This window comes from Paenarthrobacter sp. JL.01a, assembly GCF_025452095.1.
Taxonomy (GTDB): domain Bacteria; phylum Actinomycetota; class Actinomycetes; order Actinomycetales; family Micrococcaceae; genus Arthrobacter.
The window spans coordinates 4,324,587-4,339,554 of record NZ_CP104877.1; the positions used below are offsets into that span (position 1 = coordinate 4,324,587).

The following is a 14,968-nucleotide window of genomic DNA, read 5'->3' on the forward strand; positions in this document are numbered from 1 at the left end:
ACGCCGCCAGTAAACTTCGAGCATGAGCGAGTCCCCCGCGAATTCCGTGACCCTCCGCTTCCTCGCGGCCCCCACTGACGTTGGCCATAGCGGATCCGTTGACGCCGGCACCGTCCTTGAGTGGGTCGACAAAGCCGCCTATGCAGCGGCCGTGGGATGGGCCAAGTCCTATTGCGTCACTGCCTACGTGGGCAACATCCACTTCACTGATCCCGTGAACAGCGGCGACATGGTGGAGGTGACGTCCACCATCGTCTATACCGGCCGCTCCTCCATGCACATCCACACAGTGGTCAGCTCCCACGACCCCAAGGGCGGCCCCGAGACGATGCACAGCCAGTGCATGGTGATCTTTGTTGCCGTCGGGCCCGACGGGAAGCCGATCCCTGTCCCCCAGTTCGAGCCTTCCACGCCTGCCGAGATCGAAGCCCGCGATCACGCGTTGGCGCGCATCGAAGTCCGCGAGCAGATCGTCAATGCGATGAACGCCCAGGAATATACCGACGCCGGGACCGCCGAGCGCGTTACGCTGCGGTTCATGGCGTCCCCGACTGATGTGAACTGGGGCGGCAAAGTCCACGGTGGCATCGTGATGAAGTGGATCGACGAGGCCGCGTACGTTTGCGCGTCCCGTTACTGCGGGAAGGACACCGTGGCGGTGTTTTCCGGCGGCGTTCGTTTCTACCGGCCGCTGTTGATCGGTCATGTGGTGGAGGTTGAGGCCCGACTCGTTTACACCGGCGCGAAGGGCATGCACATCGCGGTCCACGTTCGTTCAGGCGACCCCAAGACCCGCGAGATGAACCTGACCACATACTGCCTCACCGTGATGGTGGCGCGCGACGAAACCGGTACGGCCGTGCCGATTCCGGAGTGGGTTCCCGTGTCTGATGAAGACAAGAAGCTGCACGCACATGCCCGCGAACTACTTGAAATCCGGGGGCGCGCACCGGGTAACCGGCTTCCGGACCACTTGTTGAAGGCGGCTGGGCGCTAGTCGCCCTGGCTGCGCTGGGCCGCTAGCGGGGCGCCAGCACGCAGAAGTCGTTTCCCTCAGGGTCCCTAAGGCATCGCCACGAAACGTCCCCTTGACCAACGTCGGCGTCATGGGCCCCAAGGGAGTGCAGCCTCTTCACCTCGGTGGTTTGCTCGTCCCCAGGGTAGGGCATCAGGTCGAGGTGGATACGGCTCTGCAGCCCGCCCGGATCCGAAGTTTTGAGGAGCTCGAGGTATGGGCCCACGCCTTTGGACGACCTCAACCTCGCATGCTCATCGTTAACCTCGTGCAAGGTCCAGTCCATGGCCTCGCTCCAGAAATCCGCCATGGCCCTGGGATCTTCGCAGTTGACTACCACCGTGGCGATGGGACCGGTGTCCCGGTAGATCGACCGTGGCTCGAGGACACAGAACAAGTTGCCTTCAGGATCAGCCATCACCACCCACGGCACGTCTCCCTGGCCGATGTCGGCGAGCGTCGCTCCCAGTCCCTTCAGACACTCGACAAGCTCGTGCTGGTGGGCTGCAGAGGTGGTGGCAAGGTCCAGGTGAACGCGGTATTTCACCTTCTCAGGGTCCGGAACAGTGACCACGTCCACGCAGACGGCTGTGGGATGGGGCCATGTGAAGCCAAGTGGTTCCACGTTGGTGACACCGGGCCCCTCGCTGGAAACACCCCAGCCGAGGGCGTCAGCCCAGAATTGCCCGAGAGCTGAATCATCGCGGGCCTTGAAATTCACTTGAACCAAACGCAGTGCCATGGTTCACAACCATATGCCCGGGGAGGACTACTCTTCGCTAAACTCACCACCACTGTCTCCGCGCCCATGGCAATTGCGCAACAGGCTGTTGCGCAATTGGGTTAGGGCAGGAACTACCCCACCAAATTCTCGGCCGCGCCATTCATGTGCTCGATGATCGTTTCCCGCGCTTTCTCAGCATTCCCGGTCTCGATCGCTGCAACAATGTCATGATGCCGCCCGACACTCATGTTGCGCGTGGCGCGTTCCAACCCGGCGAACATGATGGACATCCGGATGGAGCCTTCCAGGGATTCCCACGAATGCAGCAGCGTCTCGTTTCCGGAAAGCCGGCATAGCGTGCGGTGAAATTCGAGGTCGGACTCGATGCGCTCCTCAAGTGAGGATTTCGCGGCCTTGTCCATATTTTCGACGGCGGCACGCAACTCTGCGAGGGCGGGCTCCTTGTCCGGCATGTCGCTCAGGGTCCGGGCGGCCAGTGACTCCAGCACCCCACGGACAGCGAAGATGTCCCGGATTTCCTTGACGTCCAAGTGCCGTACGGACATGCGCCCACGCGGTCCGGCCGAGATCAGACCTTCCTGTTCCAGCTGACGGAGGGCTTCACGCAGGGTGCCCCGGCTGATCTGGAGCATTTCGGAGAGCTCGGTCTCCACCAGGTGTCGTCCCGGCTCAAGCTCGCCACTGGTGATCGCAGTGCGCAAGGCTGCGAGCGCCTGTTCGCGAAGGCTCTTCTTCTCCAGTCCCAGCAGGGAGGCTGTGGCGGCCATGGTGTGTCCTCGGTTCTATTGGCAACTGCTGACAGTCCGTTGTTAACTGTCGATACTACGGGCGCCCGGGTTTTTGTACAGCTAATGACCTTTGGAAGCGGCTTTAAGGGCATTAGCTGTACAAAACCCCGGAGGGCTAGGCGAGTTCCGCCAGCACCTTTGCCACGATCCGGTCGACGGACAGTCCGTATCGTTCGTGCAGTGTCGGCAGCGCGCCTGCGTCGAGGAATTGGTCCGGGAGCGCGATGGGAACCACGCGCTTGCCCAAGCCGGCACTTACGACGGCGGAGGCAACAGTTTCGAACAAACCGCCAACAACGGTGTGGTTCTCAAGCGTCACGGCGAGGCGGTCCGTGTTCAGTTCAGCCAGCACGGTTGCCGAGTCGAAGGGCTTGATCGTCGGAGTGTGAACCACTGCCACGTCAACGTTGTGGGCAGCCAGGGCGTCTGCCGCCTGCAGGGCCCGCATGGTCATCAGGCCTGAGGAAACGAATACGACGTCGTTGCCGCCGCGCAGGACCTTGGCTTTGCCCAGCTCGAATGTGTAGTCGTACTCATCCAGGACGGTCGGCACATTGCCGCGGAGGAGGCGCAGGTACGTGGGGCCGTCCGAGGCGGCGAGCTGCGGCACGGCCTGCTCGATGTCCACGGAGTCGCACGGGTCCACGATGGTCAGGTTGGGCATGCCGCGGAAGATCGCCATGTCTTCGGTGGCCTGGTGGCTGGGACCGTAGCCCGTGGTCAGGCCAGGCAGACCGCCGACGATGTTGACGTTCAAGTTGGGCTCGGCGATGTCCAGGCACAGGAAGTCGTAGGCACGCCGGGCTGCGAACACGGAGTAGGTGGACGCGAAAGGAACCAGCCCGGTCTCGGCCATGCCGGCGGCTGCACCAAAGAGGAGCTGCTCGGCCATGCCCATTTGGAAGAATCTCTCCGGGAAGGCCTTCGCGAAGATGTGCATGTCCGTGTACTTGCCCAGGTCCGCGGTCAACCCGACAATGGCAGGGTTGGCTTCCGCGGCTGCCACCAGAGCGTGCCCGAACGGGGCGGACGTGGTCTTCTGTCCGGGGTCGGCGAACGAGGCGATCATGGCCGAGGTCTTCAGCTTCGGCTTTGCCGTGGTGGTGCTCATGCTGAGACCGTCCCTTCGTATCCTGCAGTCAACTGTTCGCGGCAGATCTGCCATTCGTTTTCTTCGATGCGCATGAAGTGCGCCTTCTCGCGGGTCTCAAGCAGTGGCACGCCACGGCCCACCTTGGTGTCGCACAGGACCACGGACGGCCTCCCGACCGGACCGGAAACCGAGGCGATGTTGTCGAACGCAGCCAGCAGCGCACCGACGTCGTTCCCGTCCACCCGCTGCGTGTACCAACCGAACGATTCCCACTTCTCCGTCACCGGCTCGGTGCGCAGCACCGTGTTGGTGGCGCCGTCGGCCTGGAGCGCGTTGATGTCCACCATGGCGATGAGGTTGCCCAGCTGGTGGTGGTGCGCCCCCATGGCCGCCTCCCAGGTCGAACCTTCATCCAACTCACCGTCGGAAAGGAAGTTGATTACCCGCGAAGCCGAACCTTGCGCCCGCAGGCCCAATGCCATACCCACGGCAATCGTGAGGCCGTGCCCCAGCGAACCGCCGGAGATTTCCATGCCCGGGGTGTAGGTGGACATCCCGGACATCGGCAGACGGGAATCATCCGAACCGTAGGTTTCCAGCTCGGCAACCGGGACGATTCCGGCTTCAGCCAGCGCCGCGTAGTGTCCAATCGCGTAATGGCCCGTGGAGAGCAGGAACCGGTCCCGACCCTCCCAGTGAGGGTGTTTGGCTTGGTAGCTGAGCTGGTCGGCGTATACGGCGGCGAACATGTCCGCGGCACCCAGTGCCTGACCGACGTAGCCTTGGCCTTGGACCTCGCCCATGTTCAGGGCGTGGTGGCGGATGCGATAGGCAGCAGCGCGGATACGCTCGACGCGCTCGGCGGCCGGCAAAGCGGGCGCTGCTTCTACTGATGAGAGAGACACTGGATTCCTTCCGGTGTCGGGCGCGTACCGATGGGGAGAACGCGCCCGACGTCGAGTGGTTGCTTAGGCGTTTACCGTCTGGGGAGTTTTGCTGGCGGCTTCTTCGGCGAGCTGGCGCTCACGCTTACCCCAGGTTTCCTTGGTGACCAGCGCGGCCCATAGACCGATCGCGCCATAGATGCTGAAGAGGGCGGCAGGGCCAACCCAACCAAAGCTCACAAACAGCAGTGTGGTGATGAAGGGCGTAAAACCGGAGACCATGGCGGAGATCTGGTAGGCCAGTGAGGCGCCGGAGGAGCGGGTCTTGGCCTGGAAGAGTTCCGGGAACCAAGCACCTTGGGCACCGGCGAGGGAGTTCTGGCACACGGCGTAGGCGATCACGATCGTGGCGATGATGAAGATGAAGAGACCGGTGTTGACCAAGAGGAACATCGGGATGCCGAAGACAACGGCGAACGCGGTGGACCAGATGTAGACGGGCCGGCGGCCTACCTTGTCGGTCAACTTACCCCAGGCGTAGGTGGCGAAGATGCCGATGGCGGCCGCGATGCACAGGGCAACGAGGGTCTGGGTCTTGTCTGCGAGCTTGGTGCTGTGCAGGTAGGAAATCATGTAGGTCACGGAGACGGCGTAGCCTGCGGTTTCGGCGATGCGGAGGCCGATGCCGCGGACGATGTTGCGCCAGTCGGTCTTGATGACCTCAACGATGGGGGATTTCACAATGTCGCCCTTGGTCTTGACGTCCTCAAAGACCGGGGACTCGGGAACCTTGGAACGGATGATCAAACCAACGGCCACCAGCAGGATGCTCGCCAGGAACGGCACGCGCCACGCCCATTCGTTTCCGAGGCCAACACTGAAGAGGAACACGAGGTTCGCGAGCAACAAGCCAACGGGGAAGCCGGCCTGCACGATTCCCGTGAACTGGCCCTTCTTCCGCCACGGTGCGTGCTCGTAACTCATCAAAATGGCGCCGCCCCATTCAGCACCGAAGGCAAGGCCTTGGATGATGCGCACAAGAACCAGGAGCGCGGGAGCCAGAAGGCCAACCTGCTGGTAAGTGGGTAGCAAGCCGATAGCGAAAGTCGCCAGGCCCATGAGAATCAGCGAAGCCACCAGCACCGGCTTGCGACCGAGTTTGTCGCCAAGGTGGCCACCGATGATGCCGCCCAACGGACGGGCAGCGAAGCCGACGCCCAGGGTCGCGAAGGAGGCCAGGGTGCCAGTTACCGGGTCGGCGCCCGGGAAGAAGGCCGTACCGAAGTACAGCGCAGCGGCGGTGCCGAAACCGATGAAGTCATAGGTTTCGATGACTGCGCCCACGCCCGAGCCGACGGCGACGCGCTTTGCTTCCTTGGTTCCATGAACCGGACCACGCATGGTCAGAGCTTCATTGCTCATGAGTGTCTTTCCCTTTCAAAAGTGCGGCGCTTCTTCGGCAACCCCACTGTCGACAGTCAACATAATACGTCAACTGTGACCGAGACCACCAGCAATGTCAACAGTCAACTTGAGAGGTTGACTGTTGACAGTTAACGAAGATAACGTGGTGCCCATCACTAAGGCCCTTCTCCGTCGAGGGGCTCAACTTGAGGATCAACGACGATGTTTCATCACCGACTGGGCTGTTCTTCCATCAGCTTTCGACACCAGGACCTCGCCGCCGCCCTGCACACCATGCGCGGGCTCGGCTTCGAGGAGATTGACCTGGGCGCCCTCCCCGGCGTCTGCGACCACGTGCCCTACATACTTGACGCCAAGGCAGTCGAGGCGGTTGCCGCCGTCGTGCGTGACTCTGGACTCCGCGTCCGCTCGGTAAACGGCGACGTCGGCGACCTGAACGCAACGCTCGACGCCGGTGCCGCGGAAGCGCGCGAACGCCACCTTGGGATGCTGCTCAGCTTGGCGGAGAAGACCGGCGCTAAGGCGCTTGTCCTTCCGTGCGGAGCGATCGACCACGATCCTGTGCGCAGTTTGGAAGAAGACATCGACGCTGTTGCTTCGCAGCTGATCCACGCGTCGGAGCGGGCCAAGGAGTTCGGCGTCGAGCTGTGGACCGAGTCCCTCCACTACTTCCGGCTTTGCTGGAACATCGAACGCACGCAGCTGCTCGCAGACCGCCTGGCCGGTTCCGACGTCGGAATCGTCATGGACTTCAGCCACATCGTTGCCTCCGGCGGCGACCCCGAGGACTTCGTTTCGCGGTTTGGCGAGCGCATCACCCATGTGCACCTCCGCGATGCGACCGCTGCCACTGACACGCAGCCCGGCACCATCAACCTCAGCATCGGCAACGGCCAGGCGGACTTTGCCGCGGGGCTTTCGACGCTGAGGGCCCTTGGCTACACCGGCCACTTCTCACTGGAACTCGAAACGCGCGACGTCACCCACGACGAGCGACCGGCCGCCGCCGCCAAAGCCGGCAGCTACATCTCAGACCTCATCTAACAACCACAACTTTCAAGGAGCACCATGAACACCATCCAGCGCACCGCCGTCCTCACCGGAGCCACCTCAGAGCGCGGCATCGGCCTCACCACCGCCCGCCGCTACGCCGCCCAGGGATGGGGCGTCGCCATCCTGGACCTCGACGGCGAGAAGTCCGCCAAGGTTGCCGCCGAAATCGGCAACGAGTTCAACGTCCCCGCCTTCGGTTACGAGATCGACGTCGCCAACGAAGCTTCCGTCGCAGCTGCCCAGGCAGCCGTTGCCGCTGAGGTTTCCAGCGGTCACCTTCCTCCCGTCGGCGCCTTGGCAAACATCGCCGGAATCACCTCCCCGATCCCGTTCCTCGAAACCACGCTTGAACTGTGGCACAAGGTCATGGACGTCAACGCCACCGGCACCTACCTCGTAACCAAGGCTTTCCTGCCGGACATGATTGCCAACGGCTGGGGCCGCATCGTCAACATGTCATCTGTCTCCGCGCAGCGCGGCGGTGGCGTGTTCGGCAAGGTTCCCTACTCGGCTGCCAAGGCAGCCATCCTCGGATTGACCAAGGCCCTCGCCCGTGAAATCGGTGAAACCGGCGTGACCGTCAACGCCATCACCCCCGGCGCCGTAGACACCAACATCCGCGTGGGCAGCACTGAAGAGCAGGAAGCCGCCATCAACGCCGGCATTCCCCTGGGCCGCAATGCCACTACGGAGGAAGTGGCGGCCGTCATCACGTTCCTCTCCTCCGAGGATTCCGCGTACCTCACTGGCACCACGATCGACATCAACGGCGGCAGCCACATCCACTAGTCCCGTTCTTCGAGGAAAACCAGGACCCACCATGACCAAAATCTTCAACGATCCCGCTGACTTTGCAGATGAAGCGCTTGCCGGCTTCTGCGATGCCCACTCGGACCTCGTTCGCCAGGTTGAGGGCGGAGCTGTACGACGCAACCGGCCGGCTACGCCAAAAGTCGCCGTGATCACCGGCGGTGGCTCGGGCCACTATCCCGCATTCGCCGGCATCATCGGCCCGGGTTTGGCTGACGGTGCCGTGGTGGGCAATATCTTCACCTCGCCGTCCACCCAGCAGGCCTACTCCGTGGCGAAGGCTGCCAACTCCGGAGCCGGGGTGGTGTTCACCTACGGCAACTATGCCGGGGATGTCATGAATTTCGGAATGGCCAGCGAGCGCTTGAACGCTGAAGGCATCCGGGCGGAAAACGTGCTGGTCACGGACGACATCGCCAGCGCTCCCCTTTCCGAGATCGAAAAGCGCCGCGGAATTGCCGGCGACTTCGTGGTCTTCAAAGTCATGGGTGCTGCCGCCGAGGCCGGACTGGATCTGGACTCCGTGGTCCGGTTGGGCCGCAAGACGAACGAGCTCACCCGCACCATCGGAACAGCGTTCGGTGGCTGCACGTTCCCTGGTGCTGATGCCCCGCTCTTCCGCCTTCCCGAGGGACAGATGGGCCTGGGCCTTGGCATCCACGGCGAACCCGGACTGTTCGATACCGAGCTGCCCACCGCCGTCGAGCTTGGGCGTGAACTGGTGCGGCGCGTGCTGGAGGAGGCTCCTGCGGGCGGTTCGACGCGGCTCGCGGTGATCCTGAACGGCCTGGGTTCAACCAAGCACGAGGAGCTCTTTGTCCTTTGGCGCACCGTGGCTCCGCTGCTTCGCGACGCCGGCTACACGCTGGTGATGCCGGAAGTTGGCGAACTGGTGACGTCCTTGGACATGGCCGGGGCATCGCTGACGCTCACGTGGCTCGATGACGAACTGGAGCAGTATTGGACAGCCCCGGCGCTGACGCCAGCGTACCGTCGGGGGTCCGTCGGATTCGACGTTGCTGTCTCCGAGGACGCCTCCGAGGATTTCGTCACGGAAGCGGCCCACTACTCCTCCACCGAGGCTTCCCGCGCCTACGCGGGTCAGTGCCTTGGTGCTTTGGAGACCACGGCCGCCCTGCTGCGTTCTTCCGAAACCATGCTGGGCGACATGGATGCCATAGCCGGCGACGGCGACCATGGACGCGGCATGGTCCGCGGCTCGGCGGCATCCCTCGAGGCTGCTGCGGCCGCCTTTTCCGCGGGCGCTGGCGCTGGTTCGGTGCTGATTGCCGCTGGAGACGCCTGGGCCGATAAAGCCGGCGGCACGTCGGGCGTCCTGTGGGGTGCCGGGCTGCGCGCTTTTGGTGAACGCTTGGGAGACGCGGAAATCCCGACGCCGGAGGTCCTCACCGAATCTGTCCGTGCCTTCGCTGACCGCATGGCGAGCCTTGGAAAGGCGGAGATTGGCGACAAGACCATGATGGATGCGCTGCTGCCGTTTGCCTCCTCGCTGGAGGAGGGTGTGGCTGCCGGTACGCCCTTGGAACACGCGTGGGCAGCTGCCGCGGCTGATGCAACAACCGCCGCTGCGTCCACCGCGGACCTTCGAGCCCTCAAGGGCCGGGCCAGGCCACTGGCCGAGAAAAGCATCGGCACGCCGGATCCCGGGGCGACGTCGCTCGCCATGGTGTTTGCCGCCGTCGGACCCCATTTCACTGCAGTTCCCGTAGCTGCCGCCAACCACTAGGAGAACCACCACCATGCGCATCATCGTGGGCGCCGACGAAGCCGGCGTTGACTACAAGGACCGAATCCTGGCCGACCTCCAGGCCGACTCACGGATCACCGAAGTGATCGATATCGGAGTCCATCGTGACGATGAGGACTTCTCACGCCCGTATCCCTATGTGGGTATCGCGGCCGGTGAGATGATCCGGGACGGCAAAGCCGACCGGGCCATCCTGTTCTGCGGTACGGGAATCGGTGTGGCCATTGCTGCGAACAAGGTGCCGGGAATCCGGGCTACGGCAGCGCACGATTCGTTCTCCGTGGAACGCTCCATCCTGTCCAACGACTGCCAAGTCCTCACTATGGGCCAGCGCGTTGTGGGCGTGGAGCTTGCCCGTCGGCTGGCGAAGGAGTGGATCGGCTACGCGTTCGATCCGTCCTCGGGGTCGGCTGCAAAGGTTAAGGTGCTGAGCGACTTCGAGGGCTGCTAGGGGCCCTATCGGTTACCCGGCCCTTCCCGTCCTCGACCTCCGGGAAGGAAACCATGGTTTAGACGGCATAAAGAACCAATGACCGGACCAAAACCCGCCCGTGAACGCTAGATACACATTCGCCCTTCCTGCGAAGGTGCTCGGGGTCATGCACGGTGAACCTTTAGTCACTTCCAGTCCCCTTCCGCTCACTTTTACGTGATCGCAGTAGCCGGAACATGACGCGGCGAATCCGCCACCTCATAGCTAACGTGGCCCGGGCCGCCTCATCAGTAGCATTGGTGCAAACACGCCGGACCAGGAGAGCTGATGCCTTATACCGTTGACTTCAAGACCGTATCCACAGTTGGACTTGAGTCCTCACCTGTCGCCGAGGCGGCTGCCGGGCTGCGTGCCAACGAAGCCCGCTATTACAAGAACAAGTACGACCACGACTTCACGGTGAGCCCCGCCGAGGAGCTCCCCGAGGTAGTGGACAGGGTGAGCCGGATCCTTAAGGAAGAACGCGACATCGTGATCAAGTCCAAGCCGCTGGAGGCCACGGCTTTCCAGGTGGAGGACCTGCAGATGGCATACGTGTTCTACGAGTCCGGCTTGTCGATCAATGTCATGTACAGCACGGGCGAAGGAAAGCGGGCGGTGGGCTTCAAGCTCGCCGACGGCATGGACGTCCCCGAGGAGCTGGACTCGAAGTTCAAGTTCGCCCGGCAAAAGTCCAAGCTGGCCGGAACGATCCGTGGCTCCTACTTCGTGATCAAGGGCGAATACTGAGCATGCGTTAGGAAGCTTGAAGCAGGCCTAGAAACCCCCACCGCCGGTCTCGCCAGCCATGTTGGCGAAGCGTGAGTAGTGACCCTGGAAAGCCACAACGATGTCCTTGGTGGGACCGTTACGGTGCTTTGCAATGAGGATGTCGGCCTCGCCGGCACGCGGGGATTCCTTGTCGTAGACATCTTCACGGTGAAGCAGGATGACCATGTCGGCGTCCTGCTCGATGGAGCCGGATTCACGAAGGTCCGAAACCATGGGCCGCTTGTCCTGGCGCTGCTCCGAACCACGGTTCAGCTGCGACAGGGCGATCACGGGTACCTGCAGCTCCTTGGCAAGCAGTTTGAGGGCACGCGAGAACTCGGAAACTTCCTGCTGGCGGGATTCCACTTTTTTGCCGGAGCTCATGAGCTGGAGGTAGTCGAGAATTACCAGCTTGAGGTCGTGCTGCTGCTTCAGGCGGCGGCACTTGGCCCGGATCTCCATGAGCGACATGTTGGGGCTGTCATCGATGAACAGGGGAGCGTCGTTCATGCGGCCCATGGTGGTGGCAATCTTGGACCACTGTTCGTCCTTGATGGTGCCCTTGCGGAGGTCCTGAAGGCCGATGGTGGCTTCTGCCGAGAGAAGACGCATCGCAATCTCGTTCCGGCCCATTTCCAGCGAGAACATGACCGTGGCCAGGTTGTTCTTGATGGCAGCGGAACGGGCAAAGTCCAACGCGAACGTGGACTTACCCACGGCAGGACGGGCTGCGATAACGATCATCTGGCCCGGGTGGAGGCCGTGCGTCAGTTCGTCGAGTTCGTAGAAACCGGTGGGGACGCCTGTCATGCCTTCGCCGCGGTGCCCCGAAGCTTCGATTTCGTCCACGGTGGACTCCATGACGTCCTTCAACGCCACGTAGTCCTCGGCCGTTCGCTTTTCAGCAACCGCGTAAACCTCGGCCTGTGCCTGGTTGACGAGGTCTTCCACCTCGCCGTCCTGGCCGTAGCCCATCTGGACGATCTTGGTTCCGGCATTCACCAGACGGCGAAGCACGGCACGCTCGGCCACGATTTCCGCGTAGTATCCGGCGTTCGCCGCGGTGGGGACGGTCTGGATGAGCTCGTGAAGGTACGCCGGCCCACCGATCCGGTTGATCTCGCCGCGCTTGGTCAGTTCGTCGGAGACCGTGACGGCGTCAGCGGGTTCGCCCCGACCATAGAGGTCGATGATGGACTCGTAGATGGTCTCGTGGGCCGGACGGTAGAAGTCGTGCCCACGGACGATCTCGACGACGTCCGCGATTGCGTCCTTGGACAGCATCATGCCGCCGAGTACGGATTGTTCAGCAGGGATGTCCTGGGGAGGCTTCCGGCTCGAGTCCGAAGCGCGAGTGCCCTCGATTGAGTCCAAGTGCGTAACTGACAAAGCCGTCCTCCAAATATGTACCGCTGCAGAGATGTACTCCCTGGCGGTCGCAAAGCGCGGTGTGTGGCTACGTCCGCCGGGTTGCTCCGAGGATGTCAGGCAGGTCCGACAAAATTACGTATCCACAAGTTATCCACAATGCCTTCCGGGGACCCGTCACGGTGAGTGACTTTTTATCGGCCCGGGAAACCCAATGCGGGTAAATGAGTGCCCAAAATGGACACTTCAGACACGTTACAGCAGGTGCCCGATGGCCCCTGTGGATAACTTGTGGAATACCGCCCCCACGTTGTGCACAGACTGTGCGTTTCTCTGTGGATAGAGAAATTCTTTGAGCGGCATCAATGCCCTGACCTGCGGAAACGCTCCACACAAGCTGTGGACTAAAGAAAGTTTTGCCCACAAATCATCCACAGCCGTGTCGATTCCCTAGTCCGCAGAAGCGAGCAAAAACACCCCAAACATGCCCCAAATGTGATGCATCTTACATATGGCACCTTAATTTGACACCATGCTCTCAGAAGCTTATGCCGGCCGTGGAATGTGCTGTGGATAACGGACTTCTGGCATAAGCTCTAAGCATGGGGATCATCTTTGGTGACGTGCTGACGGTTGCCCTTCCGCTGCTCGTCCTCCTGGGCCTGCTGTGGGCGCTGTCCGCGGCCTTCAGACCGCGGGATACGGGCATGTCGGACGCCGAAAGATACCAACGCGAACTCGCGGCCCGTTCCGCCGCGCACCAGGCTTCCCAGGTCCAGAAGGCGTTGGCCCTTCGAGCCCGCATCGAGGCCACGACCAAGCCCAGCCAGAACGCAGCCCAACACAGCCAGCATGCGCAGCCGAACAGCGCGGCAGTCCAGGGGCAGGCCGGACGCACCCCGACCGCCAGTCAGCCAGGCCAGCAGCCCGCGGTCCTTCCCAACGGCCAGCTCAATCCCCAACTCGCCTTTGAGCTGCAGAACCTGGTCCGCGGCGGGAAGAAGATCGAGGCCATCAAAGTTCTTCGCCAAGCCACCCATTCAGATTTGCTTACCGCCAAGAACTACGTAGATCGGCTCTGACAACGCCATGGATTCCATCCTCATCCCGCTCCTGATCCTCATTGCGGTCGTCGCGGGAGTGCTCCTGCTCATTCGTTCATTCACCAAGCGCTCGGCGGAAACGAAGTCAAACGCCCAGGCAACGGGCGGCCCGAAGGACCCCGTGGAACTGGCCAGGGAGTCAGCAGCCAAGCTCAACCAGGAGCAGCACCGCCAGCTGTATTCACTGATAGCCCAGGGTCAGGCGATGGCTGCCATCAAGCTTTACCTGCAGGCCACGGGAGAAGGCCTGCGTGCATCACGCAACGCCGTGGGCGCCTTGGCGGCGCACCCCCAGCCGTTCACGCCGGAAACCCCTGCCAAGGACCTGCTCGCCGATGATGACGACGACGAACCCGAGCGCTTCCCCTACCGCTACAGGGCGATCGTCAGCAAGGGGGACGTGACCCGCGAAGTCAGCAGCAATATGCTCAACGACGAAATCTACGGCCGGATCCGTACGCTGGCAAAGAGCGGCGACGTGGAGGGCGCGGCACTGGCTTTGACCCGCCACTCGGACATCAACATCAAGCAGGCCCGCGAATTCATCGAGCTTCTGGACGACTGACTAAAAGTCGAAGAGGTCGCCGAGGAAGCCTTCCTTCTTCTTGCGCTTGCGGCCGTACTGGTCCCGGTCGCCCCGTCGTTCGTACTCGCGCCGGTCGTAGTCCCGGTCGTAGTCCCGCCGTCCCCTGTCCTCGTATCTTGGCTCCTGCGGGCGGGACTCGAAGGGGTTGTAGAGGGGCGGCGGCGCGATCGGAGGCTGCGGAGCGGGCGGGACAGGCCGCGATGCCGACGGGGCGGTCTCCGCTGCTACGCGGTCGATGATCTTGTCCAGCTCGCCGCGATCCAACCACACGCCCCGGCATTTGGGGCAGTAGTCGATCTCTACGCCGCTTCGTTCGCTCATCACCAGGTCAATGGAATCCACAGGACACTTCATGATTGCCCCAACGACCCAACCTGGGTAAAAGTTCGGACTACCTGCCTGCCGAGATTCCGGCGAGCAGCTGCTCAAACGGCAGCGACTCAAGAACCGGAGCCTTGCGGCCGGGCTGGGGGCCGCTCAGCAGTTGCACGAGTTCACCGGCTGCCCGGTCCACCCGCGACGACAGGGGCGAGCCGCCGTCGTCGTTGTTTCCCCAGTCCTGCGGCCCCGCGAAGACGCCGGTAGCGGCGATCCGGGTGCGGAGGTAGGTGAACAGGGGGCGCATGGCGTAGTCGAGGACCATCTGGTGGCGGTCGGTGCCGCCCGTGGCGCCGAGCAATACGGCCTTGCCGTCGAGCGACTTGGGATCAAGGACGTCGACGAACGACTTGAACAGCCCGCTGTACGAGGCACTGAACACGGGGCTGACGGCGATGATGGCGTCGGAGTCCTCGACGCCGGCAATCACCTCCGCGAGGCGTGGTGCGGCGTACCCGGTAACGAAGTTGTTGGCGATGTCCACGGCGAGGTCGCGAAGTTCGACGACGTCGATCCTCGCCTCATAGCCTGCCGCACGCAGTTGCCGCTCTGCGGAGGCGGCCAGCTGGTCGGCCAGCAGACGGCTCGACGACGGCACGCCGAGTCCGGCGGAAAGTACGGTGATGCGGCGGGTTTCCATGGCGTTTCTCCTGTTGCTCGTTAATTCAGTTTACATGCGTTTGCATCTAAATCAATGAACGGGGGCGGC

The 14,968-nt window shown here is 62.7% G+C and carries 16 protein-coding genes; 8 read left to right on the forward strand and 8 right to left on the reverse strand.

Annotated features, from left to right (window positions below; translation table 11 throughout):
* Positions 1–22 precede the first annotated feature (22 nt).
* A complete protein-coding gene (locus tag N5P29_RS20615) occupies positions 23–997 on the forward strand; it encodes an acyl-CoA thioesterase (RefSeq protein ID WP_262276625.1) in 975 nt (324 codons plus the stop codon).
* Positions 998–1,019: 22 nt separating this feature from the next.
* On the opposite strand, the gene N5P29_RS20620 is transcribed toward N5P29_RS20615, so the two are convergent.
* From N5P29_RS20620 to N5P29_RS20640, 5 genes are all read right to left on the reverse strand, one after another.
* A complete protein-coding gene (locus tag N5P29_RS20620; RefSeq protein WP_262276626.1) occupies positions 1,020–1,757 on the reverse strand; it encodes a VOC family protein in 738 nt (245 codons plus the stop codon).
* A gap of 113 nt (positions 1,758–1,870) precedes the next feature.
* Complete coding sequence (locus N5P29_RS20625; protein ID WP_262276627.1) at positions 1,871–2,527, reverse strand: GntR family transcriptional regulator; 657 nt, start codon at positions 2,525–2,527, stop codon at positions 1,871–1,873.
* A 136-nt stretch (positions 2,528–2,663) separates the two neighbouring features.
* Positions 2,664–3,659 (reverse strand): transketolase family protein, encoded by a 996-nt coding sequence (locus N5P29_RS20630; RefSeq protein WP_144660415.1) that lies wholly within the window; start codon positions 3,657–3,659, stop codon positions 2,664–2,666.
* Complete coding sequence (locus tag N5P29_RS20635; RefSeq protein ID WP_262276628.1) at positions 3,656–4,546, reverse strand: transketolase; 891 nt, start codon at positions 4,544–4,546, stop codon at positions 3,656–3,658. The genes N5P29_RS20630 and N5P29_RS20635 overlap by 4 nt, the downstream gene beginning before the upstream one ends.
* Before the next feature lie 63 nt (positions 4,547–4,609).
* Entirely contained in the window at positions 4,610–5,947 is a 1,338-nt protein-coding gene (locus N5P29_RS20640) for an MFS transporter (RefSeq protein WP_262276629.1), read from the reverse strand.
* A gap of 204 nt (positions 5,948–6,151) precedes the next feature.
* On the opposite strand from N5P29_RS20640, the gene N5P29_RS20645 reads away from it, so the two are divergent.
* The 5 genes from N5P29_RS20645 to N5P29_RS20665 all read left to right on the forward strand — a co-directional run bounded on the left by N5P29_RS20645 (position 6,152) and on the right by N5P29_RS20665 (position 10,803).
* Positions 6,152–6,994: a sugar phosphate isomerase/epimerase family protein gene (locus N5P29_RS20645; protein WP_262276630.1), complete on the forward strand. Its 843-nt coding sequence runs from the start codon at positions 6,152–6,154 to the stop codon at positions 6,992–6,994.
* Positions 6,995–7,018: 24 nt separating this feature from the next.
* On the forward strand, positions 7,019–7,792 hold the full coding sequence (locus N5P29_RS20650) for an SDR family NAD(P)-dependent oxidoreductase (RefSeq protein ID WP_262276631.1): 774 nt from the start codon (positions 7,019–7,021) through the stop codon (positions 7,790–7,792).
* Positions 7,793–7,823: 31 nt separating this feature from the next.
* Complete coding sequence (locus tag N5P29_RS20655; protein ID WP_262276632.1) at positions 7,824–9,560, forward strand: dihydroxyacetone kinase family protein; 1,737 nt, start codon at positions 7,824–7,826, stop codon at positions 9,558–9,560.
* A 13-nt stretch (positions 9,561–9,573) separates the two neighbouring features.
* Positions 9,574–10,032, forward strand: a complete 459-nt coding sequence (locus N5P29_RS20660; RefSeq protein WP_144660401.1) for a ribose-5-phosphate isomerase — start codon at positions 9,574–9,576, stop codon at positions 10,030–10,032.
* Between the two features lie 309 nt (positions 10,033–10,341).
* Entirely contained in the window at positions 10,342–10,803 is a 462-nt protein-coding gene (locus N5P29_RS20665) for a DUF8821 family protein (RefSeq protein WP_144660398.1), read from the forward strand.
* Between the two features lie 27 nt (positions 10,804–10,830).
* On the opposite strand, the gene dnaB is transcribed toward N5P29_RS20665, so the two are convergent.
* Positions 10,831–12,213, reverse strand: coding sequence for a replicative DNA helicase (gene dnaB / locus N5P29_RS20670; protein ID WP_144660393.1), 1,383 nt, complete (start codon positions 12,211–12,213; stop codon positions 10,831–10,833).
* Positions 12,214–12,800: 587 nt separating this feature from the next.
* Between dnaB and N5P29_RS20675 the strand changes: the two genes are divergently transcribed.
* Positions 12,801–13,274: a hypothetical protein gene (locus tag N5P29_RS20675; RefSeq protein WP_262278626.1), complete on the forward strand. Its 474-nt coding sequence runs from the start codon at positions 12,801–12,803 to the stop codon at positions 13,272–13,274.
* Positions 13,275–13,281: 7 nt separating this feature from the next.
* Positions 13,282–13,860, forward strand: a complete 579-nt coding sequence (locus N5P29_RS20680) for a hypothetical protein (protein WP_262276633.1) — start codon at positions 13,282–13,284, stop codon at positions 13,858–13,860.
* On the opposite strand, the gene N5P29_RS20685 is transcribed toward N5P29_RS20680, so the two are convergent.
* Both N5P29_RS20685 and N5P29_RS20690 read right to left on the reverse strand, forming a co-directional pair.
* Positions 13,861–14,223 carry a TFIIB-type zinc ribbon-containing protein gene (locus tag N5P29_RS20685; RefSeq protein ID WP_262276634.1) on the reverse strand — a complete coding sequence of 121 codons (363 nt, stop codon included), beginning with the start codon at positions 14,221–14,223 and terminating at the stop codon, positions 13,861–13,863.
* 49 nt (positions 14,224–14,272) lie between these two features.
* Positions 14,273–14,899, reverse strand: a complete 627-nt coding sequence (locus N5P29_RS20690) for an FMN reductase (RefSeq protein ID WP_262276635.1) — start codon at positions 14,897–14,899, stop codon at positions 14,273–14,275.
* Positions 14,900–14,968 lie beyond the last annotated feature (69 nt).

Bases quoted from the DNA above. Each gene is read 5' to 3' on its own strand.
- N5P29_RS20625 (WP_262276627.1), bottom strand. From the start codon at position 2,527: ATGGCCGCCACAGCCTCCCTGCTGGGACTGGAGAAGAAGAGCCTTCGC.
- N5P29_RS20620 (WP_262276626.1), bottom strand. From the start codon at position 1,757: ATGGCACTGCGTTTGGTTCAAGTGAATTTCAAGGCCCGCGATGATTCA.
- N5P29_RS20650 (WP_262276631.1), top strand. From the start codon at position 7,019: ATGAACACCATCCAGCGCACCGCCGTCCTCACCGGAGCCACCTCAGAG.
- N5P29_RS20655 (WP_262276632.1), top strand. From the start codon at position 7,824: ATGACCAAAATCTTCAACGATCCCGCTGACTTTGCAGATGAAGCGCTT.
- N5P29_RS20640 (WP_262276629.1), bottom strand. From the start codon at position 5,947: ATGAGCAATGAAGCTCTGACCATGCGTGGTCCGGTTCATGGAACCAAG.
- N5P29_RS20660 (WP_144660401.1), top strand. From the start codon at position 9,574: ATGCGCATCATCGTGGGCGCCGACGAAGCCGGCGTTGACTACAAGGAC.
- N5P29_RS20615 (WP_262276625.1), top strand. From the start codon at position 23: ATGAGCGAGTCCCCCGCGAATTCCGTGACCCTCCGCTTCCTCGCGGCC.
- N5P29_RS20630 (WP_144660415.1), bottom strand. From the start codon at position 3,659: ATGAGCACCACCACGGCAAAGCCGAAGCTGAAGACCTCGGCCATGATC.
- N5P29_RS20690 (WP_262276635.1), bottom strand. From the start codon at position 14,899: ATGGAAACCCGCCGCATCACCGTACTTTCCGCCGGACTCGGCGTGCCG.
- N5P29_RS20665 (WP_144660398.1), top strand. From the start codon at position 10,342: ATGCCTTATACCGTTGACTTCAAGACCGTATCCACAGTTGGACTTGAG.
- N5P29_RS20645 (WP_262276630.1), top strand. From the start codon at position 6,152: ATGTTTCATCACCGACTGGGCTGTTCTTCCATCAGCTTTCGACACCAG.
- N5P29_RS20680 (WP_262276633.1), top strand. From the start codon at position 13,282: ATGGATTCCATCCTCATCCCGCTCCTGATCCTCATTGCGGTCGTCGCG.